Source organism: Candidatus Limnocylindrales bacterium (assembly GCA_035559535.1).
GTDB lineage: Bacteria > Moduliflexota > Moduliflexia > Moduliflexales > JAUQPW01 > JAUQPW01.
Window position 1 is genome coordinate 141351 of sequence record DATMBG010000058.1, and the last position, 24074, is coordinate 165424.

General features: G+C 45.1%; 23 protein-coding genes and 2 tRNA genes. 14 read left to right on the forward strand and 11 right to left on the reverse strand.

All coding sequences use genetic code 11. The annotated features are described in order from the left end of the window. The first annotated feature begins 275 nt into the window (after positions 1–275). From VNM22_22215 to VNM22_22225, 3 genes are all read left to right on the forward strand, one after another. On the forward strand, positions 276–1400 hold the full coding sequence (locus VNM22_22215; protein ID HWP49887.1) for a hypothetical protein: 1125 nt from the start codon (positions 276–278) through the stop codon (positions 1398–1400). 115 nt (positions 1401–1515) lie between these two features. Next, the gene (locus tag VNM22_22220) at positions 1516–1758 is read left to right on the forward strand and encodes a hypothetical protein (protein HWP49888.1); all 243 of its coding nucleotides are present in this window, start codon (positions 1516–1518) and stop codon (positions 1756–1758) included. A 90-nt stretch (positions 1759–1848) separates the two neighbouring features. Then, the gene (locus VNM22_22225; protein HWP49889.1) at positions 1849–2589 is read left to right on the forward strand and encodes a glycosyltransferase; all 741 of its coding nucleotides are present in this window, start codon (positions 1849–1851) and stop codon (positions 2587–2589) included. 4 nt (positions 2590–2593) lie between these two features. Here VNM22_22225 and VNM22_22230 read toward each other — a convergent pair whose 3' ends face one another. Then, positions 2594–3013 carry a CBS domain-containing protein gene (locus VNM22_22230; GenBank protein ID HWP49890.1) on the reverse strand — a complete coding sequence of 140 codons (420 nt, stop codon included), beginning with the start codon at positions 3011–3013 and terminating at the stop codon, positions 2594–2596. Positions 3014–3134: 121 nt separating this feature from the next. On the opposite strand from VNM22_22230, the gene VNM22_22235 reads away from it, so the two are divergent. Continuing rightward, complete coding sequence (locus tag VNM22_22235) at positions 3135–4418, forward strand: Glu/Leu/Phe/Val dehydrogenase dimerization domain-containing protein (GenBank protein HWP49891.1); 1284 nt, start codon at positions 3135–3137, stop codon at positions 4416–4418. A 133-nt stretch (positions 4419–4551) separates the two neighbouring features. On the opposite strand, the gene VNM22_22240 is transcribed toward VNM22_22235, so the two are convergent. Both VNM22_22240 and VNM22_22245 read right to left on the reverse strand, forming a co-directional pair. After that, positions 4552–5310, reverse strand: a complete 759-nt coding sequence (locus VNM22_22240; protein ID HWP49892.1) for a YdcF family protein — start codon at positions 5308–5310, stop codon at positions 4552–4554. 30 nt (positions 5311–5340) lie between these two features. Beyond that, a tRNA-Leu gene (locus VNM22_22245) sits at positions 5341–5428 on the reverse strand. 236 nt (positions 5429–5664) lie between these two features. On the opposite strand from VNM22_22245, the gene VNM22_22250 reads away from it, so the two are divergent. Next, a tRNA-Ala gene (locus tag VNM22_22250) sits at positions 5665–5738 on the forward strand. 31 nt (positions 5739–5769) lie between these two features. Here the strand turns inward: VNM22_22250 and VNM22_22255 are convergent. The 4 genes from VNM22_22255 to VNM22_22270 form a co-directional block, all read right to left on the reverse strand. Then, positions 5770–6570, reverse strand: coding sequence for a BtpA/SgcQ family protein (locus tag VNM22_22255; protein HWP49893.1), 801 nt, complete (start codon positions 6568–6570; stop codon positions 5770–5772). A gap of 86 nt (positions 6571–6656) precedes the next feature. Continuing rightward, positions 6657–7646: a phosphoglycerate dehydrogenase gene (locus VNM22_22260; GenBank protein HWP49894.1), complete on the reverse strand. Its 990-nt coding sequence runs from the start codon at positions 7644–7646 to the stop codon at positions 6657–6659. Next, positions 7636–8817 carry an aminotransferase class V-fold PLP-dependent enzyme gene (locus VNM22_22265; protein HWP49895.1) on the reverse strand — a complete coding sequence of 394 codons (1182 nt, stop codon included), beginning with the start codon at positions 8815–8817 and terminating at the stop codon, positions 7636–7638. Before VNM22_22265 ends, VNM22_22260 begins: the two co-directional genes overlap by 11 nt. Before the next feature lie 41 nt (positions 8818–8858). Beyond that, positions 8859–9623 carry a hypothetical protein gene (locus VNM22_22270; GenBank protein ID HWP49896.1) on the reverse strand — a complete coding sequence of 255 codons (765 nt, stop codon included), beginning with the start codon at positions 9621–9623 and terminating at the stop codon, positions 8859–8861. A 279-nt stretch (positions 9624–9902) separates the two neighbouring features. On the opposite strand from VNM22_22270, the gene VNM22_22275 reads away from it, so the two are divergent. Both VNM22_22275 and VNM22_22280 read left to right on the forward strand, forming a co-directional pair. Next, the gene (locus tag VNM22_22275) at positions 9903–11267 is read left to right on the forward strand and encodes an amidohydrolase family protein (GenBank protein HWP49897.1); all 1365 of its coding nucleotides are present in this window, start codon (positions 9903–9905) and stop codon (positions 11265–11267) included. Between the two features lie 250 nt (positions 11268–11517). After that, complete coding sequence (locus tag VNM22_22280) at positions 11518–11784, forward strand: AbrB/MazE/SpoVT family DNA-binding domain-containing protein (GenBank protein ID HWP49898.1); 267 nt, start codon at positions 11518–11520, stop codon at positions 11782–11784. 142 nt (positions 11785–11926) lie between these two features. On the opposite strand, the gene VNM22_22285 is transcribed toward VNM22_22280, so the two are convergent. From VNM22_22285 to nikB, 3 genes are all read right to left on the reverse strand, one after another. Next, entirely contained in the window at positions 11927–13435 is a 1509-nt protein-coding gene (locus tag VNM22_22285) for an ABC transporter substrate-binding protein (protein HWP49899.1), read from the reverse strand. Between the two features lie 80 nt (positions 13436–13515). Next, positions 13516–14436: a nickel transporter permease gene (gene nikC, locus VNM22_22290; GenBank protein HWP49900.1), complete on the reverse strand. Its 921-nt coding sequence runs from the start codon at positions 14434–14436 to the stop codon at positions 13516–13518. A gap of 138 nt (positions 14437–14574) precedes the next feature. After that, entirely contained in the window at positions 14575–15492 is a 918-nt protein-coding gene (nikB, locus tag VNM22_22295; GenBank protein ID HWP49901.1) for a nickel ABC transporter permease, read from the reverse strand. 307 nt (positions 15493–15799) lie between these two features. On the opposite strand from nikB, the gene VNM22_22300 reads away from it, so the two are divergent. Continuing rightward, the gene (locus VNM22_22300; protein ID HWP49902.1) at positions 15800–16678 is read left to right on the forward strand and encodes an MBL fold metallo-hydrolase; all 879 of its coding nucleotides are present in this window, start codon (positions 15800–15802) and stop codon (positions 16676–16678) included. A 112-nt stretch (positions 16679–16790) separates the two neighbouring features. Here VNM22_22300 and VNM22_22305 read toward each other — a convergent pair whose 3' ends face one another. Beyond that, complete coding sequence (locus tag VNM22_22305) at positions 16791–17612, reverse strand: HpcH/HpaI aldolase/citrate lyase family protein (protein ID HWP49903.1); 822 nt, start codon at positions 17610–17612, stop codon at positions 16791–16793. Positions 17613–17902: 290 nt separating this feature from the next. Between VNM22_22305 and VNM22_22310 the strand changes: the two genes are divergently transcribed. From VNM22_22310 to VNM22_22335, 6 genes are all read left to right on the forward strand, one after another. Continuing rightward, positions 17903–19393 (forward strand): FAD-dependent thymidylate synthase, encoded by a 1491-nt coding sequence (locus tag VNM22_22310; protein HWP49904.1) that lies wholly within the window; start codon positions 17903–17905, stop codon positions 19391–19393. A 150-nt stretch (positions 19394–19543) separates the two neighbouring features. Next, positions 19544–20128: a polymer-forming cytoskeletal protein gene (locus VNM22_22315; protein HWP49905.1), complete on the forward strand. Its 585-nt coding sequence runs from the start codon at positions 19544–19546 to the stop codon at positions 20126–20128. 59 nt (positions 20129–20187) lie between these two features. Continuing rightward, on the forward strand, positions 20188–20574 hold the full coding sequence (gcvH, locus tag VNM22_22320; protein HWP49906.1) for a glycine cleavage system protein GcvH: 387 nt from the start codon (positions 20188–20190) through the stop codon (positions 20572–20574). 59 nt (positions 20575–20633) lie between these two features. Beyond that, positions 20634–21461: a biotin/lipoate A/B protein ligase family protein gene (locus tag VNM22_22325; GenBank protein HWP49907.1), complete on the forward strand. Its 828-nt coding sequence runs from the start codon at positions 20634–20636 to the stop codon at positions 21459–21461. Between the two features lie 69 nt (positions 21462–21530). Then, positions 21531–23222, forward strand: coding sequence for a tetratricopeptide repeat protein (locus tag VNM22_22330; GenBank protein HWP49908.1), 1692 nt, complete (start codon positions 21531–21533; stop codon positions 23220–23222). Between the two features lie 97 nt (positions 23223–23319). Beyond that, positions 23320–23904, forward strand: a complete 585-nt coding sequence (locus VNM22_22335) for a DUF2227 family putative metal-binding protein (protein ID HWP49909.1) — start codon at positions 23320–23322, stop codon at positions 23902–23904. Positions 23905–24074: the final 170 nt, after the last annotated feature.

Genomic DNA, 24074 nt, shown 5'->3' on the forward strand with positions numbered 1-24074 from the left:
GGAAGGTATCTATTTACGTTAATTGATTCTAACTTTTATACCGGTTATCCTGAGGTTGTCAACATTATTTTTCCAGGGATGCCTGTAAATCTATATTAGTCTGGTTAAAAACTTCTTGACATTCTCCAGGGTATCCACTAGGGTATCTCATATTTTACTTTTGGGTCCAAGGGGATAAATTTATAAAGGATAGAGATTGACGTTTATTTCGAGGGGTAAATAACCTTGATTTTAAAGGAGACACTGTTTATAAATTTAATTTGAGGATTATACCTATGGCGGAAGAAACTCACAGTGAAGGAAAACCAAAAAAGACCAGAATCCGTTCAACGAAACGGGAAACACGGGAATCTGAACCCGGTAAAGGAAGACCGGTTCCTTCAGATAAAATATCCGAGCACCTTAGATTGGCCAGGAAGGGTATGGAGATCTTGTCTGGTATCTCCTATCGAGAGACCCGAGAGAAAGAGAAGTCAGATTTGCGTCCCCATGCTTCTGGACCGACTTCCATTCAAAAACCCGGAGAAGTGGAGAAAATAGAGGCTGATCTTCCTACCCGTGAGGGACGTACTAAGACCGATTCTCCTGGGTTACGTCCACCGGGCTCCAGAAAGGGTATGGTTCAAGCACCGGGAGAAATCGAAAGAGAAGTTGGTTTACCTTCCCTGCGGGAAGTTCGTATCAAGGAGCAAGTAACTCGCCCGGGTCAGGTACGTCCTTTACCTTCTTTACCTTTTGGGATTCGAAAACCCGGAGAAATTATCAGAGGGAAAGACCTCCCCTTAAAGCGGCCCATACGTGTGAAAGAGATTGAAAAGATACGACCTCTACCCACCGGGGAAGAATTAATCCGAAAACCAGGTGAGATCCCAAAATCCTCCTGGGCAACATCGTCGGCTATTTCTGAACCGACAGTCGAAAGGATCGAGCCGGGTTATATCTTAAAAAACTCGCAGGGTGAAAAAAAAGGTCAGATTAAATTTTTAGCCTGGACGGCTTTGTTTCTAGGAATTCTTAATTTGATCCTTGTGATGGGAATTTATGGTCTAAGAACCTTCGTACCTGAGCCTGCCTTCAACCGGTTGGAGGCCACCCAAACGGAATTGATTAAAGAGGTGGGAGATATGAAATATAAATCTTCTTTAAGGAATGTAGCCGACACTCTTTTTAAAGCCCGGGTTCTTATAGAAGTTAACAAGGATTATAAGGAAGCCGCTAAGGAGTTGGAAAAGGTCAAGATGGGATTAAATTCCCTGGAAGCAGATTTACCTGAGCAGAAAAGAAGAGAAGTTAAAGAACTCCAAAGACAGGTGGAAGCGGCCCTTATCGAAGTACAGAAGGGACCAACCCCCCTCCAGGAGAAATTAACCGATATTTCTACTCGACTCAATGCCCTTTAGATTAAAGTCCAAAGTCCGGAGTCTAAAGTTAGAGGAAGACCCCTTTTAAAAACCCAAGGTGTCTTTTAGCTAACTTTTGAACCTTTGGATTTTGGGTTTTATTTAGGTTCAATTTTTGAAAGTCACGGTCGTTACCCCTTATTACTTTCCTTCCCTTCGGGGAAATGCTATAGCCGTTCAGCGCCTGGTATCCGGTTTACAACAAAGGAACGTGGAAACCCAGGTGATATCCCTGGAACCTCAAAGGGAGGAAACTCTGATCTGTGGAGAGGTTCAAAGGTTTAAGCCGGATCTTATTCATGGGATCCATGCCTACCGTAGCGGGAAGATAGCGGTAACTCTCAGCCAAAAGTTATGAATTCCCCTGGTTATCTCTGTAAGAGGTACCGATATTAACCATCACCTTTTCGATCCAGATAAGCGGCCCGTTGTAGTAGAATCCTTTCTGGTGGCAACCCGAATTATTGTCTTTGCCCGGTTTATGAAAAATAGACTCTGTGAAGAGTTTCCGGAACTTAAGGACAAAATAGCTATTATTCCCCACACTGTTAAACTGGAGAGGCGAATTCATGATTTTTCCGATAAATTAAAGCTTACCGGGGAAGAGTTTATTTTTTTAGTTCCTGCCGGTATTCGACCGGTCAAAAATGTTACTTTTTGTTTAAGGCCTTTGGCCAGACTGCGGGAAAAATACCCTTGTCTCCGATTGGTTTATGCAGGACCTATTTTAGATGAAGAGTATGGAACTCAATTTTTGGAGGCCATTAAAGGCCTGGACTGGGTGATTTATTTGGGGGCAGTTCCCCATGAAAATATGTATAGTCTCTTGAATCTGGCAGACGTGGTCATTAATTCCTCGATCTCCGAGGGTATGCCCAATGCAATTCTGGAGGCTATGAGCCTTGGAAAAGCCGTCTTGGTTTCAAAGATCCCAGGGAACGAAGCCCTTGTTACAGACGGCCGGGAGGGTTTTACCTTTAGTTCAGAATCTGAATTTTATTCTAAAGCAGAAAGACTTATCCGGGAGGAGGATTTAAGAAAAAAATTGGGAGCCCGAGCGAAGAAAAAGGTCATTTTAAACTTCTCAAATCGTCGGGAAATTGAAGACCATCTTCAAGTTTATAAGCAGGCCATGGAAGCTTACTTCCCAAAAAACAGAAGATCTGAGACCTGTTGCAGCCGTCTCTAGAGGTCTAACCTTCTGATTTTTTGACAATAAATTTCAGAATATCCATAGGAGTAATAATCCCAACGACTTTCTGCTCCCTATCCGTTACCACCACCCGACGGATATTCTCCTCTACCATCAGCTTGATGACTTGATCAATGGAATCTTCTTCAACTACAGAGGAGACAATGGGAACCATAATATTTTCGACATAACCCGGGTACAAGGTTGGGGACTCCCGATATTCTTCCGGTAACAGGTGAGTCTCCAGGATATCTGTCTTAGACACCACCCCGATTAACTTCCCCGTTTCATCTACCACCGGGGTCCCGCTGATATTTTTCTCGATAAAGAGTCTGGAAAGTTCCTCCGTTGAGGTTTTTAAGTTGACGCAAACGACCGGTTTGGTCATTACATCTTTCGCTTTTATATCTTTGAGTTTCATGTCTTCAACCTCCCGATATTAAAAATTTTGATAGACAAAGTGAGAGAAACCTTTTAGAGTTTTCCCTAGAAATTAAGATTTTATATTACGTGATGACCGAATAATAATCAAGGAGATTTTTATGAAACCGGCTCATTTTCAAAGCATGAAATATCCCATGCCCGAGAAGAAGATCACCAATTTCCAAACCATTGTTATTCAATTCGAGAATGCTGCAGAACGCTTAAAATTAGAGCCTTATATGCGGAAGATTTTGAGAACACCTTTCCGGGAAATAGCGGTGCAACTTCCTGTTGTTATGGATGATGGCAGAATAGAGGTCTTTACCGGCTATAGGGTACAACACAATGGAGCCCGAGGACCTTATAAGGGAGGTCTTCGATATCATCCCGATGTCGATCTGGACGAGGTTAGAGGATTGGCCATTTTAATGACCTGGAAAACAGCCCTGATGAACCTCCCCTTCGGTGGCGGAAAAGGAGGCGTTCAGTGCGATCCCCATAAGATGTCTCCACGGGAACTGGAGCAACTAACCCGAAAATTTACGGCCAGAATTGGTTTAGTACTGGGTCCTTATCGGGATATTCTGGCCCCTGATTTAAATACCGATGAACAGGTTATGGCCTGGATATTCGATGAGTATAGCTCCCGGCATGGGTATACGCCTTCTATTGTTACAGGTAAGCCCATTTCCCTGGGTGGTTCAATCGGAAGAAAGGAAGCTACCGGAAGAGGAATCGTTTATATCATCCAGGAAGTCCTGAAGGATCTGGAAATAGATATCAAAACGACTACGGCAGTTATTCAAGGATTTGGTAATGTGGGATCCTATACCGCTCAGTTCCTGTATGAAGCGGGGGTAAAAATCCTGGCAGTTTCCGGCAGGGATGGGGGGATTTATAATCCGTCCGGGTTAAATATTCCCGATTTGATCAGGTATGTTCAAAATCACAGATCTGTAGCCACCTATCCTTATGGAGATCCGATTACCAATAAAGAACTTCTAAAATTGGAGTGTGATCTGCTCATTCCTGCGGCGGTAGGAGGGGTTATTACTAAAGAAGATAACGTTCTGGATCTTAAAGCTAAGATCGTGGTAGAAGCTGCCAATTGTCCCACCACACCCATCGCCGATAAAATTCTTCAAGAACGGGAGATTCCGGTTATTCCAGATATCCTGGCCAATGCCGGAGGAGTTGTGGTCTCGTATTTTGAATGGGTGCAAAATCTTCAGCAGTTCAGGTGGGATCTGGATCACATCAATCGGGAACTGCAGGCCCATCTTATTAAGGCTTATCGAGAAGTCCGTAGCCTGGCCGAGCAGGAAAAGGTAACTCTAAGAACGGCGGCCCATATGATCGCCATGGGTCGGGTTGCGGAAGCAGAGAGAATCAGAGGCCATTGAAATTCTTAAATTCTTTGAATACCGCCAAAAACATCGAGTTAAACAAAGTAACGATTCCATACGTATCTTTGAGGATCTTTATATCTCGCCGTACCCCGGCAATTAGACTCTAACCGGACAGGCTCTTAGCTATCTACAGGTACCCCTGCAGACGATACATCAGGAATCCTACCACTTCATGCAGGATAAGATCTATATTATGTAGACCACCTGCCGAAGGTATAAAACTGAAGGGAGTAACAATGGGACTGGCCATAAAATCTGTCGGATAAGCATCGGGATATATCCCTTGTTTATGAAAAACCCCCAAAGAGCGACGCATGTGATAGGAAGAAGTCACTAATAAAACGTTCTGATAGTTATACTCCCGAATGAGCCTGGCCGAGTTAACGGCATTTTCATAGGTGTTGCGGGATGTTCTGTCGGTAATAATCTGATCGGGAGATAATCCAAGCTCTATGGCGAACCCTTTCAGCATTTCGGCTTCACTGGTCCTTCGATCGAACAAACTTCCATTCCCTCCCGAGATGAGAAGCTTATCGCCTATCCCCTGTTTCATTAAAGAAATCCCGGTCAGGATCCGGTCGACCCCCTCCCCAAACTCGATGTGACCTCTCCCGCTCAACTCGAGATTGACCATTCCCGTAAGTACAACAATTACGTCATAGTGGGGTTTTAATCGGTCAGGAGAAGGGCGTGGCATTTCCAACCAGCTTAATACATGATTGGAGGTATAGGGGATACTCAAGACGTAGAGAACAATGAGTAGAGCTAACAACCAGCGCCGGGTATGTTTTCGATTATAGAATATAAAAATGGCCCCTAGAGATAAGAAGAGAAGCGGCAGGGTATAGACAAGAAACTGCAAAATTTTAGATAGGATGAAGAACATATATACCTTTCAGAGTGGATGGAAAATTGTTGGTGCCGGAGGGGGGGATCGAACCCCCATGGGCGTAAAGCCCGCGGGATTTTGAGTCCCGTGCGTCTACCAGTTCCACCACTCCGGCTTCAGATCTGGGGATGTACAATTTCCTAATTTAGGAATTCTTTTAGGCTTTGTCAAGGGAAAATCGGTGTTTAACCCTCTCTGATTGCCCTGCTCTTGGGGTAGATTCAAGAAATGGGATTTTGAGATCGCTGGATTTTTGAGGGTTTATCCTACAAACCCCTTGACATTCCCGGTTAGCTCCATTTATATTATAAGAGTCTGAAGAGCCCAAAAATCTTTCCGATTTCCCATAATGGGGGCGTAGCTCAGTTTGGGAGAGCACGAGGCTGGCAGTCTCGGGGTCAGGGGTTCGATCCCCCTCGCCTCCATATTCCTTACCTTCGATTTGGAATAGCCTGCCTAAAGACCGGTTTTAATAACTTCCATAAACTGCAAAACCCTTTCTTTTTCTACCGGATTTGAGAGGACCTCTCCTTTGTGGAAAAAAGTGCCCACAATGGCCCCATCCGCGTACTGTAAAAAGGGAAGGATATTTTCTGGTTTTGCCCCACTTCCCACCAGAACCGGAACATCCGGAACAGCTCTTTTGACTTTTATCAACTCCGATAAGCTGGGTTCTACACCGGTGACCACTCCGGAGACAATCAGGGCATCGGCCAGTTCCCGGTAAGCCGTTTCTTGTGCCAGGATTTCAATCGAAGGATCTCCCAGGGGAAAGGCATGTTTGACCAGGATATCTGCGAAAATCTTTACCGGAGCTCCCAGAAATTTTCGATAGGCTAAAATTCTCTCCGGCTGTCCAATAGCAATTCCATGGGAAGTGATCATAACCCCACTGTAGATATTGACACGAATAAACCGGGCGCCTACGGTATGGGCAATGGCTAGAGCCGCCCTGGCATCATTTCGTAACACATTAATTCCCAGGGGAATACGGATCCTACGGGAAATTTCGTGGGCGATAAGGGTCATCGCAGAAATAGTATGAGGTTCTACTGGAGAAAGTTTGAAAGGAAGGTCTCCAATGTTTTCCACTATAATACCATGGACCCCACCTTCTGCCAGTTCCATGGCATCTTTCACGGCTCGATCCAGGATCTCAGACAGGGGAAAATGACCTCGAACACTCCCTGGAAGGGGAAGGAGATGGACCATCCCGATAATCGGCTTGGGTACACCGAAAATTTCCGTTAACGTCATCTGAATAGATCTCCCTCTCTTGTTAAAGAATGACCCCGTGGAATGGTCGCCGACCCGGTGCACCGTAGGTTCACAGCAAAGGAATATTACCTCTCATAAACTTGAGGATTTACTACACACGCTAAATCTGGACGACCTCCTTGAAGAACCGTTACGACATTTTGGGCTGCCATTCTTCCAGAAGCCTGCGTGCTCTCAATGGAGTAACCTGCTATGTGGGACGTTAGCACAACATTCTCCAGCTCGCGTAAAGGGCTTTCTTTTAGAGGTTCTTGCTCGAAAACATCTAACCCGGCTCCGGCTATTTTCTTTTCCTGTAAGGCTTTTATCAAAGCTTTCTCATCGATCAATCCCCCACGGGCTGTATTGATGAGAAAAGCGGTTGGCTTCATCAGACTTAGGGCTTTCTCATCAATCAAATGGGAAGTTTCTGCCGATAGAGGGGCGTTAATGGAAACAAAATCTGATTCCCGGAGAAGTTCTTCCAGGGATACATATTGCACTCCATACTCCCGGGCAAAGGTTTCGTCTCGATAAATATCATAGGCTAAGATTTTCATTTCAAATCCGCGGGCCCGTTTGGCAACCCCTTTACCGATCCGACCTAATCCGATAATTCCCAAAGTCTTATTCCAGAGATCGGTACCCATAAATACTTGCCACTTTTTCTCTCGAACCGCTTTATCTGCAAGATGAATTTTTCTGGCGATGGTGAGCATGAGTCCGAAGGTGAAATCGGCCACACTATGGTTTAAAGCTCCAGGGGTTATGGTTACCACAATTCCTCGCTCGGTGGCAGCCTGAAGATCTACACTTTCAAATCCTACCCCGCGACGCGCTATGATTTTTAGCCGATCCACCGATTCCAGAACCTTTCTCGTTAACTTAATTCCTCCGGCAATGATGGCATCAACCCCTTGAAGCATTCGGATAGCCTCTTCTTCTGTAATGACCCGATCATCTTTCTCGCCGCCATACCCACTTTCTACGATCTCACATCCATGGGTTTTCAAATATTCGAGAGGGACAGGATCCTCATTGAAATAGCGTGGTGTAATGAGAACCTTATAAGCCATGAGTTTTTCTCCTTTCTGCAACAATTTTTTCGATTCCTTGAAGGAAAACTTCTATTTCCGCTTCCTGAGTAAAAAAAGCAATGGAGATCCGAACTCCATCTGGTTTCTTCACCAGCCGGCTCAAGATTTTCCATCGTGACCAGAGTAAGGTGAGAAGTTCTTCACCTGGAAGAATATCTAAACTAAAGGTAATAAGGCCTGTGGATAAAGTCGGATCTAAAGGACTATAAAGGCGGACTTCTGGAATTTGAAGCAGCCGATCTTTTGTATAGCTTACCAGGTGAGCCACCCGGGAAGCTATTTCTTGTAAATCCCAGGCGGATAAGAACTCGATTCCCTTCTCCAGGGCCATATACAAAGGTACAGCCCGGGTACCGTATTCATAACGTTCTGCTGAAGTTTTTAAGGTATAGGTGTAGGTTTCCCAGTCAAAAGTACTGCAGGAACCCCAGCCGATCTGGGAAATCTGGAGTTGAGATAAATAAGCAGGATGTATATAAAGCATTCCAACTCCCAGAGGTCCCAACAACCACTTATGCCCACAGGCTGCATAAAAATCACATCCTATCTCCTTAACATTTACAGGAAATTGACCCACAGCCTGGGCTCCATCCAGAAGAACAGGGATCCCTTTTTTATGGGCTATCCGGCAAATTTCCTCTACAGGTAAACGGAGCCCGGTGCTACAGGTTACATGGCTCAAAGCCAGAAGCCGGGTTCGCGAAGTCAGTAAATCCGCCAATTTAGAGAGGATTTGCGAATGGGAGTTGGTCAAGGTAAGAACTTTGACCTGAAGGCCCCGGGTCCTGGCCAGGTGTAACCAGGGTAGAAGCCCGCTCTCATGCTCCTGATCTGTTATGATAACCTCATCTCCAGGCTTCCAATCGAATCCACCGGCTACGAGATTAATTCCTTCGGAGACATTCCGGGTAAAAGCCACTTCCTGAGGGTCTGCTCCTATCAAGCGGGCTACCCTTTCACGAGCCTTTAGATATCCTTTCGTCAGTTCATCTTTTACAGCAGGATGAAAAGGGCCTTTGGAAAGTATAAATCGGTAAATTCGAGTTAATTCCTCAACCACCACCCGGGGCATAGGCCCAAAGGTTCCGGTATTCAAATATAGGGATTCTTGCAGAGCGGGAATTTCTTCTCGGACCTGATCGAATTTCATAGCCTGTAAATTCAAGTTTTAGATTTCTCTCTATTTGAAACTTATCTGGAGGGAGCTGCCGGACTACCCATACCCGGTGCCGGGGCAGGTCCCGTTGTAGTACCTGCTGGAGTTCCCGGTGCAGCCCCTGCCGTAGTCCCAGGTGCTGGAGTTCCCGGGGTGCCGCCTTGCGAAGTCCCTGGACCCTGAGCCGGCGTCGAACCGGTGGGGGTTGTTACAGAACGCCCCAGGTCATAGTAGCCTACCCCCAGGGTGGTACTTTCACCCGGAGCCTGGCTGGTTACCAGAGTACCGCTTATACGTCGGGCTTCTTCTTCCGTTGTGGTATACTGGGCCGAACGGGAAAGATCTACCTGGGAATAATCCAGAATCCTTGCAGAGCCATTCCGGAAAACCGCCACGATAACACATTCATTAACAATATAGCGTTGAATGGGAAGCACCCGACCGTTCGTCAAGGCCAAATACGTTGCCCAAACCGTCCGGCTCTGAAAACTCGGATTTGGAACAAATCCGGGCCGATTACAGGGAGAAGTGGCTGCCTGGGCAGATGACGTTTTTTCTTTACCTTTGGACCCGGGTCCGCCTGATTTTTCAGTTGCCGAAACGGTTTGTTTTCCTGTTCCAGCTTTTTTCCCAGATGGTTTTTTACCCGCTTCTTCTGAAGGCTGAGAGGACTGAGGTTTCTCAAGACCTGGACTACCCGGAGCCTGCATACCGGTTTCTTCTGCTGCAGGGATCGTTTGTACAGAAAATCCCTCGCATAAGCCGAGTATTAAAATAATAACTAAGAGTTTTTTAATCATGGAAGTCTCCTTTCTCTCCACGCTTTAAAAGAGTTATATCCCTTTCTACTTTAATTAACTCTATTCGAATTAAACGCTTTGTCAATTAATATTTAGAGAGAAAAAAGAAAAGCTTTGAATTTTTTATTGACAGATTTCTATGAAATGTGATTTCCTTAGTTAATCTCGGTATATGCTCTCTCGGAGAGGGAAGGAGGTGATAGTTACAACATTTAATGAGTTGGGTTTATCGTTTTAAGCTGAAGTGTATAACTTCGATTCCTTCGAGGAGGTGCAAGCATGTTAATTATAACCAGTAAAAAAACTTTAGATGACAATCTTCCCCCGGAACCCCCTATTCCGACCCAGGTCTTAACAAATCAGGAATATATTCCGCTTCCCAAGACCGAGAAGCAGCGGCAGGTAGATTATCTGCTCAATGAATATGCAGATAAATATGGAAAGAAGCGAGGGCTTTCCAGACGAGCCTTTTTCAAAACTGCCAGTGGATTTGCTGCGGCCCTCCTGGCCATGAACAAAGTCTACGGGATGAAATTCTTTGATGTCGAGGAAGTAGAAGCCGCCGATGAAGCCGCCGCCCTTGCCAAGAAGAAACCGGGTAATCAATTCATCTTTGATGTTCAGACCCACTATCTGGATGCTCCTACCCTGAAAGCTAACTACTCGAAGGCTTTGAGCGCCAAGATGATTGTGGATCTGCTGGATGGATTCCGTAAGTCTACCGTGAAGGGAAGCGGACTTATGGATTTGAACCGGTCTACCTACATCAAAGAAATCTTCCTGGATAGTGAGACGGCCATGTGCATCATGAGCGGCGTTCCTTATGTACCGGGCTCACCGGGGACCCTCCTTCCCATTGAGGAAATGGTTGGAACCCGAGATGAGGTCAATGCCAAAGCCGGTACTCGAAGGATGCTCAGCCATGGACTCCCGGTTCCGACCCGAGGAAAAGCCAACCTGGATGAAATGGAAAGACAGGTTAAAGAGTTCAAAATAGATGGATGGAAACTCTATCCAGGAGATGGGGGTGAAGGGACCGGCTATCGGGGTTGGTACATGGACGATGAGAAGATAGCTTATCCGGTTTGGGAAAAAGCTAAACAACAAGGAATCAAAAATATTTCCGTCCATAAGGGATTGGCAGCCCTCTGGTTCTCCGTACCCCATTGCAAGGTAGATGATGTCCATAAAGCCGCCGAAGATTTCCCGGATCTGAATTTTATCATCTATCATTCTGGATTCCCCTGGGTCTCCGATCTGGCTTACAATCAAGGGTTTAAACCCCATGTGACCAATGTTTATCCAGAACTGGGAAGCACCTTTGCATCGACGGTCGTGGGAGCTCCTATGACTGCCGCCCATGTTATGGGACAGCTCATCACCCATTACGGTCCTGACCGTATTATCTGGGGAACCGATAGTATCTGGTGGGGCAGTCCTCAATGGCAGATCGATGCCTTCAGGAAATTCCGTATTCCCGATGAACTGATCGCCGGATATGGATATAAACAGATTACCGATGAAGACAAGACTAAAATCCTGGGTCTGAATGCTGCCAGACTCTACGGGATCAATGTGGAAGAAACCATGAAAAAACTCTCTATGGATGGGATCTCCCGAATGAAAAAGATCATGAACGCTTAACCTCCCATCGAAAAAGCCCCCGACCTCTCCAGGTCCGGGGGCTTTTTTGTTTAAAAGGGATTTTTTCCTTTGCCAAATTAACAAACTTATGTTAAAGAGGTGAGGTCTTGTACCAGCCTATAGGCCGGTATGGGAATCTTTGGGCAGGTAATGAAGAACGTAGTTTAAAAGAATAAACTTATTTTACAAACTTCCCACTCAGTAATTCTACGTTCTAAAGGCAGTAACTTCTATTAAAAAAGGATAGAGTATGACGTATATTGTTAAATTAAATAAGAAATTCCAACTGACCCTTCCACCCGAAATTCGAGAAGCCCTCAAACTTCAACCCGATGATATCTTTATCCTTTGGTTGGAAGGTAAAACCTTGATACTCAAACGCAAAGATAGACCGACCTCCGTGGAGTGGATTCGGAAAAAGTCTGGATATGAGTTATCAGACCAAAACCCTCCAACGGAAGAAACAGAAGAAACCGATAACCTTGCTAATCTCAGGGAAACTCCTGAGGAGGTATGACGGAATACCTGTGAAAATGCGTATTACCCCTTTTATTTTTTAATGGTTACATCAAACATAACCAATCCTTTAACCTTGCTAATCTCAGGGAAACTCCTGAGGAGGTATGACAGAATACCTGTGAAAATGCGTATTACCCCTTTTATTTTTTAATGGTTACATCAAACATAACCAATCCTTCATCGGGTCGGGCTTTCCAATTGAGTCGATTGTTGACCCCATAGATATCCTCCTGTTCATAGAGAAAAACCCAGGCGGCATCTTCCACGATGAGTTCAGCAGCTTTATGATACAACTCTCGCCGTTTGTTTTCATCCATGGTTATCCGGGCTTCTTCAATAAGCTTATCAAATTCCGGATTGCTGTAGTTAGATAGGAGTTCTCCGGTGTGAAAGAGGGGAAAGTAGGTATTATCGGCATCGTAGGTACTATTTCCCCAGCCCAGTAGATAAACAGGACCCGGTTTATGGGTATACATCATGTTAACATAATTACCCCATTCATGGGTTTTTACCTGAGTACGAATCCCTACCTTTTGCCATTGCCCGGCGATGGCTTCTGCAATTTGCTTATCATTCAAGTAACGTCCGTCGGGAGAGTTTAAGATAAGGTCGAATCCGTTGGGGTACCCAGCCTCTGCCAGTAGTTTCTTAGCCTTATCGGGATCAAAGGGGTAGGGCTGGATGTCGGGGTTGTATCCAAAATGGTCTTTGGTCAAAGGAGTTGCTACCCGGAAACCATGTCCTTCCAGAACGTTTTTTATCAGGCTATTGACATCGACCGCATAGTTGAGAGCCTGCCGGACCCGTTTATCGGCTACAGGTCCTCCATGGAGGGTATCGATTCCCACAAAAATGACCCGAACGCTGGGGGCTGTGGAAATAAAAGCCTGTCCACTTCCTTCGATTTGAGGGACCAGGTTGGGAGGAACATTGGTGATAATATCCACATCTCCGGTTAGAAGGGCTGCTACCCGTGTGGTTGCTTCCGGTATAGGTCGAAAGATGACCGTTTTAACGGAAGGAGCTCCACGAAAGTAGGAAGGATTTGCTTCCATGACCAGTTGATCGTCTTTAGTCCATTTCACGAACCTGAAAGCTCCGGTTCCTACCGGATGGGTGGCAATATAGGTATCTCCTTTTTCTTTAACATATTTAGGCGGAACAATGGAACCATACAGGCATAGAAAAGCAGGAAGGGGGGCAAAGGGCTCTTTAGTTACAATATGAACGGTATACTCATCGATGATCTCCACATGGTCCAGGAACTTAAGACTGGACAGTTGCTTCATTTTGTTCTCCGGGTTGGCAATGCGCTCCAGGCTGAATTTGACGGCTTCAGCATTAAAATCCTCTCCGTTGTGAAATTTAATCCCCCGTCGAAGTTTGAATTCCCAGATTTTATCGTCGATCAGCCTGTAAGATTCTGCCAGTAATGGCTCAATCTTGAGATCCGGGGTTCTCCGAAGTAAGGTATCGAACATATTCAAAAGAACATTAAAGGCCGGAGTCTCCTGATGATTGTGGGGGTCCAAGGTAGAGGGATCTACGCCCTGGGCCACCACCACCTGACCTTGAGGTTCTGCAGAAGCCGGGGAGAAGTTTAAAGCCAGGATAAAAAGGATTCCCAACAGGAAAGGGGATTTTTTCATAGTTATGTTTTCCCCAAGGGACCACGAAGAACCCTCGACGGGGATAAGACTTCCTGGCCCTTCAGGGATAGATAAACGGTTTAGATTTCCAATCTTGGATCCAGCGTATCCCGGATCCAGTCTCCTAATAAATTAATTCCCAGTACGGTCAACATGATGGCCAGCCCTGGAAAAGTCGCCAGCCACCAGGCATTATAGAGATACTGACGCCCGTCGTTGAGCATTCCCCCCCAGGTCGGTGTAGGGGGTTGAACCCCTAACCCCAGGAAACTCAAAGCAGACTCCAGGATAATCATGCGGGCAACTTCTAAGGTAGCAATAACAATTCCCGGACTGATTACATTGGGAAGAATGTGACGAAAGAGGATTCTAAGGTTTTGGCCTCCCAAAGCATGGATTGCTTCAATGAATTCCAGCTCTCGAACCGACAATACTTCAGCTCGAATCACCCGGGCATAAACGACCCAGCCGGTAATTCCGAGGACGATGATAATATTTCTTAAACTGGGACCCAGGACTGCTACGACGGCAATAGACAGGAGGATAAAAGGAAAAGCCAATTGGATATCGGCCAGGCGCATAAAAATATCATCCAACCAACTCCCATAATAACCGGCGATCAAGCCGATGAGAATCCCGATGGTTCCTGAGATAAGAACTGCTGAAAGCCCTACAATGAGGGAAATTCGGGCGCCATAGATCAATCGACTGAGAATGTCCCGTCCTAAATGATCCGTACCGAGAAGATGCTCTCGACTTCCTTTAGGATCCCAGACAGGGGGTTTAAGGCGGTTATTGATATCTTGAGCGATAGGATCGTGGGGAGCCAGATAGGGGGCCAAAAGAGCTGAAGCTACCACGATGAAGAGGATAAAAAGTCCCGCCAGGGCGGCTTTACTTTTAAATAGACTTCGAGCAATCTTTCTGAATTCGATCCCTTTTTCCAATTGAGCCAGGCTTGATTCGCCGTGAGCTTTGTCTACTGCTTCGAGTGCCTCCATTTATAGTATGGGAGTGTGGGAGTATGAAAGTATGGAGGTATGGAGGTCTAGAGGTATGGGAGTATGGGAGAATCTACACCCATACTCCCACACTTCCACACTCCCATACACCCATACACTTCTTTACTCCCACTCAACTTACTCATATCGAACCCGCGGATCCAGGTAAGTATACAAAATATCCACCACAAAATTAATTAGAACAAAAATACAGGCCAGGGTAAAGACGGCTGCCTGAACGACGGGAAAATCTCGATTATAGATGGCTTGAACCGTCAACCGACCCACACCGGGCCAGGCAAAAATCGTCTCGGTGATGATGGCCCCGCCCAGTAAGGTTCCCATTTCAAGTCCAATAACGGTAACAATGGGTATAGCGGCATTTTTAAGGGCATGACGGAGAATCACCGACCAGGGCGGGACCCCCTTGGCCCGGGCCGTCCGGATGTATTCCTGTCCCAAAATTTCTAACATCTCAGATCGGGTTAGGCGGGCCGTACGGGCCATGGTAAACATACCCAAAGTCAAGGCAGGTAAAATGAGATGATCAATTCCTCCCATACCGAAAGAGGGAAGCAATCGTAATTTTACACCGAAAATGAGGATCAACATAATGCCCAACCAGAAAACCGGCATAGACTGCCCTAAAAGGGCTATGACCATACCCACATGATCCAGCAAAGAATTCCGTTTCACAGCAGAAAGAATCCCTATAGGGACTGCTATGGAAACCGAGATAAGCATGGCTGCCAAGGTAAGCTGAACGGTTGCAGGCATGCGATCCCATACCAGCTGAAGCGCAGGTTGATTGTGACGGAAGGAAAGCCCAAAATCGCCATGAAGGGCTCCTTTAAGGAAACGTCCATACTGCACAATTAAAGGATCATCAAATCCCATCTCGTGGCGGAATCTCGCTCTATCTTCAGCCGTAGCTTCCTGAGGTAGCAAAAGGGCCGTGGGATCACCGGTTAAATGCAGGATGGCAAAGGTTACAATGGAGACTCCAAGTAAAACTAAGAGGGTCTGAAAAAATCGTCGGATTAGATGCTTCTTCACCTGAGTTATGGGTTATGAAAAAGTGTCCTGCCGTTGTGAGGAAGTCCCTGGATGAAACCCAGCACTTATCCCCGGCTTGTTAAGGGAATAACTTCCATGATGAAACGACAGGGGGAGCCTGTAGGGAATTGGGAATATCCCTTTACGACCAGGACTTCTCACAATGGCAACCTTTCTTCACCGATTACCTTGATTTTATACATGTATTCTCCGGCATGCAAGAAAAATAACTGGAGTTTTTTTATTGACTTAGGGTTCTTCATTAAATAATATAAAAAAAAGAGCTTCACAGGTGAGGAAATTTTCCATGGAACTTAAGCAAATTAATCCCTATGTTTTTTACCTGCCGGGTCCCGCTAATATTGGCGTGGTTATTCATCGGAATAAAGCGGTTCTTATCGATACAGGGGTGGATGAAGGAGGGGCTCGAAAAGTTTTAAAAGACCTGGAAAGTAAACATATCCAGATCCATGCCATTATCAATACCCATGCCCACGCAGATCATTTCGGAGGTAATCACTATATTATCAGAAGAACCGGCGCCCTCGTCTATGCCCCGGATATTGAAGAAGCTTTTATCCGAAATCCTATTCTGGAACCCTTTTATCTGTACGGAGCGGCTCCCATCGATAGGTTAAAAAGCAAGTTCCTGATGGCCCAGGGAAGCAAAGTCGATTATATCGTCCAAAATAGGATGGAGATTATTGGACTGGAATTTCAGTTTATACCTATTCCAGGCCATTCCATTAATCAGATGGGAATAGGGGTTCAGGAGGTATTTTTCTGTGCCGACGCCATTTTTCCTCCTGAAATCATTGAGAAGTATAAAATTCTCTACTGCTATGATGTGAAGCAACAAAAAGAGACCCTGACCGGGATGAAAACCCTTTCCTTCAAGTACTATTTACCCATCCATGGGGAACTCAGTACCGATATTTCTGGCTCTATCGATTTGAATTTGAAGAGTATTGAAAGGTTAGAAAATCTGATCCTGGAAGTTCTGGATGTCCCTAAAGGAACAGAGGAGCTCATCAAGGCGGTAGCAGATCGTTACCATCTGGACTTAAATTTTGAGCAATATTTTCTAACAGGAAATACCCTGAAGAGTTACCTATCTTCCCTGAAAACAGAGGGAAAAGTGGATTGTAAAGTGGAAAGGAACATCTTGAAATGGTATAAAACGTAGCACTTATTAAACGCATTAAAGAAAAGATTTAACGAACTCCGGACCAGAATAGTCTGCTTTTTAATCTCCCTCCAGGGATAGGTATTAGAGAGCTATCTGATATTTTAAAAATTTATTTTCTAAACCGTTTGAGCAAATCTCTGGCACCTGTGGCCAGGATCCCCGCATCGTTTCCGATGGCGATCATTTGATATCCTTGTTGAATATAGGATTCTACTTCATCCAAACTGATGGCATAAAGACCGGCTGCAATGCCTGCTTTTTTACTGGCTTCCAGAACCCTATCAATGGCCTGAAGAACTTTGGGATGGGTGACTTGGGTGATGAGACCCATGGAAGCGGCGAGATCTTGGGGACCTATAAAGTAGCAATCGATTCCCTCCACTTTAAAGATTTCGTCTATATTATTTACGGCCTCTATATGTTCGATTTGGATAATGACCATAATCTCGTCGTTGGCGGTTTTCACGTAGTCGTTCATTTCGAGGTAATAGTGGGACGGTCGCATTGGACCGATTCCTCGGATGCCTTGAGGAGGATATTTACACGCCTTTACGGCCAGTTCGGCACTCCGTCGGTCGTTGATCATGGGGATTAAAACACCCTGAGCCCCCATATCCAGGACCCGTTTAATAAGGACCGGATCATTCCAGGCGACTCGAACAATGGGGGTAGCATCGGATCCGTTCATAGCCTGAAGGTGATGGAGACAGGTTCTCAGATCAAGAGAACCATGCTCGGCATCAATAACCAACCAGTCGAATCCCACATAAGCCATAATTTCGGCTATCTCCGGGCATCCCATGCCGATAAACGCGCCCAATGTAGCCTCTCCGGCTTGAAGTTTCTGCTTTGTTTTATTTTTCCTAGTTTTGGGGTTTTTGGCCGGGTTAGATTCCTTAGGGGGCAACTTAGATCTTGTCCTGTTTTTCATAAGATCCTATCCTTTCTTTCGTGGGGCGATCCCATACACGATTTTGATTTTTAAAATTTACTTGCTATTGCAGGTATTCTAAATTACAGTTTTACTGGCTAAGGTTATAGTCAATCAGGTATGTCTTTGCTGGGGTTTAGAATTTTAACAGGTTATCTCAGGAAAGGTATTTACCATCTGGTAAGTTGTCAACGGTTTTTTATAGGTTTTTAAAGTTTCTTCATCTTGAGAAATAGATCTTTTAAGATCCCCCTTGACAATTTTTAAGAATCTTCCCAGATTAACCCTTGATGCCAGAGTATATTCCTAAAAAACGAAGGATTTACTTATTAAATGGGCTTCCACCCGAAGTCGTGGCCGTAGCCTTTGCTAAAACCAGTCGATCCCCTGAATCTTTTGATGTGATCGCAAAAGAATTAACTGAAGAGAAATCCTCTCAATTCCATGAAAAATGGGTGGTAGGTTATGGTCATCAGAGCGTAGCCGAGCATGCAGTTCTCAGTATTGCCATTGAGAATGTGTCTCGATATGCGGTGGAAACCATCGAAAGTAATCGTCTGGCAGCTTATACGGAAAAATCTTCCCGCTATCAGATTTTTACTTTGAACGATTTTTATATTCCGGAGGAAATCGAGCACTCTCCGTATAAGGATTTATATACCGAAACCTGTATTTATTTACTGGAGACCTATCAGCGGATCCAGCGCAAGCTGGAAGAATATGTAAAAAGCCGAGGTCTTGTACCCAGGAAAGAGGGAGAAAGCGATCGGGGCTATGAGGCAAGGGTTCGTGCCTTTGCTTTGGATCGATCCAGATTTTTGATGCCCATCGCCGCCCTGGCCAATGTAGGGATGACCATCAACGCCAGGAGCCTGGAACATGCCATTACGAAAATGCTTTCCAGTCCTCTCAGTGAAGTGAGGAAAATCGGGGAGACTTTAAAAGAAGAATGCCGTAAGGTGGTTCCCACTTTGCTCAAGTATGTAAGTCCGAGTCCCTATCTTATGGAAACCCAGGCAGCCCTTGGTAAGTTGGTGGAAAGTTTAGATAAAGATGGGAAGAGGGAGGTAGGAGAGTGGGAAGGTAGGGAAGTTTTATTTTCGGCCTCCTCATCTCCCTACCCTTCCCGACCCTCCTACTCATCCGATTCTGTAACGCTTCTGGACTATGATCCCGAGGCCGAAGATAAACTGGTGATTGCTTTACTTTATAAGTTTTCCCATCTGTCCTATCAGGAGTTGCAGAGGGTGGTTAAAAAAATGACTGCAGCCGAAAAAGAGCGGGTGATTGATGAAGCTTTGCGACGGTTAAAGGATTTTGATACCCCTCTTCGAGAATTGGAGTATATTGGCTATACCTTTGACTGTCTCATGGATTATGGGGCATATTTCGATTTAAAACGGCATCGAATGTGTACGCAAACCCCCCAGGAGCCGACGATTGCCCATGGATTTGTTTTACCCCCCCTGGTCGAGGAGGCCGGATTAAAAGAGGATTTTCTGGAAAGTATCCGAAAGGCAGAGACCGCTTATGAACGGATTTCTTCATTGTTTCCCCAGGAAGCCAGGTATTTAATCCTGAATGCCCATAAACGGCGAATGCTCTGGCATATGAATCTAAGGGAGGTCTACCACGTGGTTCGGCTCCGCAGTAAACCTCAAGGTCATTTTACTTACCGAAAAGTGGCTCAGGAAATTTACAAATTGGTAAGCCACGTTCACCCGATCATAGCCCGATATTTGCAGGTTAATCTGGAGGATCTCAGTGTGCGCCCCCCTTAAAATATCCTAAAATATAGGGAAACAAAAATGCTTGACAAGTTAGAGAGTGTTTGCTAACGTTAGGTACGACAAGAATTTATAACTCTTTTTAAATAGCGATCTTAGAAGCAGAGGTTTATCATTAAATTTTCTTAAAAAGGAGGACTAATTGTGGCACTCTTTGGAAGGCCAAAATCAGAGCCTGAACCTGAGCATACAAATCCAGAAGTAACTGCTGTGAACCATAAAGAGAAGGAGTCCAGTAAAATTCCTAAACGACCTGCTTCACCGGCCCAAATGGGACCCTCACGAAAAGAAGGGATGACGGTGATCGGAAAAAGTATTACCATTAAAGGGGAGCTTTCCGGTGAGGAAGATATTAAGGTAGAAGGTAGGGTCGAGGGTCGTATCATTGTAAAACGAAATGTATTGGTCGGCCAAACCGGGGTGATTGAAGCTGATATCGAAGCTGAAAATATCAGCATCGCGGGAACGGTCATGGGAAATATTAAAGCCGGAAATAAGGTGGAAATTGTCTCTACCGGCAGGATGAACGGAGATATCAAGGCACCTCGGGTTATTGTAGCAGAAGGGGCTCACTTTAAGGGTAATGTGGACATGGATACAAGTTCCAGAACCCCGGGAACTATGGGAAATAGCAGTTTGAAAGTGAAGGATTCGGAGATTTTATCTCAAATTACACGAGATATTCCCTCGAGTTTTGAAGAAATCCCTGAGGATGAGCTGGTAGAATAGGGGTATGCATCCAAGTGCCTCTATGGTTCAGTTTTGTTTTTAGGTTGGGAGATAGCGATATGTACCCGGAGGATTTAAAATATACCAAGGAGCATGAGTGGGTTCGAGTCGTGGGAAACAAAGCCATTGTAGGTATCACAGAGTTCGCCCAGGATCAATTGGGCGATGTGGTTTTTATAGAATTACCGGAAGTTGGGGAGAAGGTTAAGCAGTTTGAGTCTTTTGGCACCATTGAATCGGTCAAAGCGGTTTCGGATCTTTATGCCCCTTTAAGTGGAGAAGTCGTAAAAGTCAATGATGCCCTGGAGGACGAACCAGAGCGGGTCAACAAGGATCCCTATGGTGAGGGCTGGATGCTTGAAATAGAAATCAAAAACCCTGCTGAGTTAAATAACCTCATTTCCGCCAAGGAATATGAGGCTTACATCAAAGACCAGGCTAAGTGATTGATAAAAGTAGCGGCACGGCGCGCCGTGCCCTTACAAGATAAGAGCTTTTTATTCCTTTGAATATAGAGGCTGCGCGATGTTGGAGGCTCATTTTAGATAGCGGAGATATAGATGGCTATCTCCATATGGCCATCGATGAGGCTATTTTGTGGTCTTGTCAGGAGGGTCAGGCCCCTCCTACTTTACGATTTTATACGTGGGATCACCCGACGCTTTCCGTTGGCTACTCTCAGAAGGTTTCTAAGGAATTCGATATTACAACATGTCAGAAGTTAAAATATCCTGTTGTCCGCCGAATTACAGGCGGAAGGGCTGTTTTACATGATCAAGAAGTTACCTACAGCGTTGTGATCTCCCAGGTAGATCCGCTTTTTTCAAGAGGCGTTCTACAAGCCTATCGTAACCTGGCAACCGGTCTACTTAGAGGATGTAGAATACTCGGTATAAATGCTCAAATGACTCCAAAACCCCGAGAGAAACCCCTTCAATCCCATAGATCACCCGTATGCTTTTCTTCTGCTTCCTGGTACGAAATCCTGGTAGAAGGAAAAAAGCTTATCGGAAGTGCCCAAAAACGATTCCAGAATGCCTTGCTACAGCAAGGATCCATCTTGATGGGATTTAATCCACAACGCTGGGTGGATATTTTACGTGTTAAATCTACAACCCTTCTCGAGCAGCTTGTTTGCCATACTACTTCGATAAAGGACCATATCCCGGAGGGTGTTTCTCGGGAAAGGGTTATCTCGGCCATGATAAGAGGTTTTGAACAGGTCCATGGGATAACTTTTCAGGAAACAGGCTTGACCGTATTAGAATGGGAACGGGCTCATTATCTTTATCGTACAAAATATTCTCAGGATACCTGGAATTATCGATTTTAATCCTATTATCATTTCATGGGAACACTGAAATGACTTCAGTGCGCCAATTTGGAGGAGAGGGAGTAAAGAATGTCGGCTAAAAGGTTTGGGTTTTTGGAAGCAGCCATGCAGAGGTTAACCAAAGGTAGAGGCAAGGCTGCTCCAGACAAGGAAACGGACAAATATGAAGCAGCTTTAAAGGAAAATCCTAATAATACCGAAGCATTGAATGCTTTGGGAGATATTTATGCCAAGCAGGGACTCAATGATAAAGCCAAGGAATATTATGTAAGGGCCGGCAGATTATTTGCCGAAGATGGATTTACTTTGAAAGCCATTGCCGTCTATAAAAAAGCTCAACGTACCAAGCCTGATTCGGCGGATACTTATATAGAACTGGCCAATTTGTATGTCCAAAAAGGACTCATCGGAGATGCTAAATTAAACTATATGACGGCCGGAGAGCTCCTGCGTCAGGCAGGCGCTATGAAAGAGTCCTTGGATGTATTTCGAAAAGCCGTTGATTTAGATCCTGAAAATATCACCCTCCATTTAAAGTTGGCAGAACAATACGAAAAGAGTCGCTTTGTCGAAGAAGCCAGCGGACTTTATTTGGATATCGCCCATAAGTATATCCATCAAGGAATGATCAGTGAAGGGGCCGAACTCTATAAAAAAGTCATCAGCATACAACCGGAAAATGTAGATCTCCAATTTGAACTGGTTTATCTGTACCTTAATCAGAATCTTTTGGAGGAAGGTATCGGCCTGTTGGAGAAAATCCAGGAACAATACAGCCACTCTATCCCAATCCTTGAAAAGATTGCAGAAGCTTACAGTCGGATAAGAAAACTGGATAAGGCAGCCCGTATTTACCAACGCCTCGTGGAACTGGATCCCTCGAATAAGGTGTATCGGAGTAGGCTGGGTTTGCCGACCCCATTCGATCAGTCCCCACAGGAAGAGATTACCGATCTGACCCAGATTGCAGACCTAGAACCTGGGTCTTTAAACTTTGGTGAAGAACCCCCCTTATTACAATTCGAACCTGTAGAACCGGCTTCCCAAACAAGGGGAACCCCAGATCAAACCCTTGAATGGAACCCTCCTACAGTAAAAAAAGAATCTGATGATCTCTCCGGAGTAGATCTTCCAGAAGGTGTCTCTTTAGTTTCTGCTGCCCCTGAACCCCCAACGTCAACCCCTCCTCCCGGGGAAACAAATTCTGGCTATTTTGACCTGGCAGCCCGATTGGACACTTCCCTTAAAATCAGCCAGGAATATGAAGTACAGATGACCCAGAATCCTTCCGACTCCAAGATTCAGATCAAGGTAGATGCTGTTAATCGGGTCGGAGGTGACAATGTGGGGGATATTATCAAAGAATTTAAAAAAAGTGTCCTGGACGAGGTGGGTGAGGAAGACTATGAGACCCACTATGAATTAGGTATTGCCTACAAAGAAATGAACCTGCTGGATGATGCCATCGAAGAATTCAAATTGGCTGCTTTATCTCCGGCTAAATATATGGAATGTTCCAGTATGATAGGTCTGTGTCTGGCCGAAAAGGGGGAATATGACCAGGCTATTGCCCATCTGAAAGAGGCTTTGGAAAAAAGTGGGTTCGATCCAGAGCAATATCTTAATATTCGCTATGAACTGGCCCGAATCTATGAAGAAGCAGGTCAACCGGATCAGGCCCTCAAGCTTTATAAGGAAATCTATCAGGTTAATCCCCAGTTTATGGATGTGGCCCAACGCCTGACCCAACTGGCTTCCTAAACCTTACAACTTTTGTAAATTAATCCCTGCCTTTTATATACGTTTATTAATTTTTCCCTTGACATTTTTCCCCGCCTGCTATATTTACAGGGTTTGTATGACCGGCAGAGAACATTATATTGCGGGGATTGCCACCAGTATTCTGGTCGGTATGGCTTCTTATATGTCCCACGGCAATAAATCCATCGCCTATCTTATTTCTGCAGCCGGAATTATTTCGACAACCTTTCTGGATCCAGATCTGGATATGGCGGAAAACGCCCTTATTAATCGAAAATATACCCCAAGTGTCGTAAAACGTTGGGGATTTTTCAAATTTATCTGGTTGCCCTACGGTTATGTGTTTCGACATCGGTCTGTATTTACCCATTTTCCGTTCCTTAGTGATCTCATCCGTCTCTTGTATTTATTTGTGGTCGTTTTTCTCCCCATTGACCTGACTTTATTTAATCTTTCCTTAACTTCCAAACTCAAAACCCTCCATCTCAAACCTAACGAGATCCTGGCCGTCTGGCTGGGTATGGGGAGTTCTACGGCCGTACATTACCTCACCGATCTAGTCACAACCGAGTTTTTCACAGATGAAAGACCCCCTAAACAACTCCCCCATTATCCTCGATATCCAGAAAAACCTATCCCTTATTACCGCCATCAGGATAAAGATCCTAAACATCCCTCGTAGGAAAAACCCGGTTTTGGTTTAATTTCAATAATTTCTTTATCTGGAGAGTCTTCATTTTCATTTTCCCCCTATTTATAGATTCGAAAGAATTAACTTGACACTTTATTAAAGATAAATATACTTAACCGCAGGTTTTTTACTTTTCTGGCTGGTCTCAAATCAGATTTTTC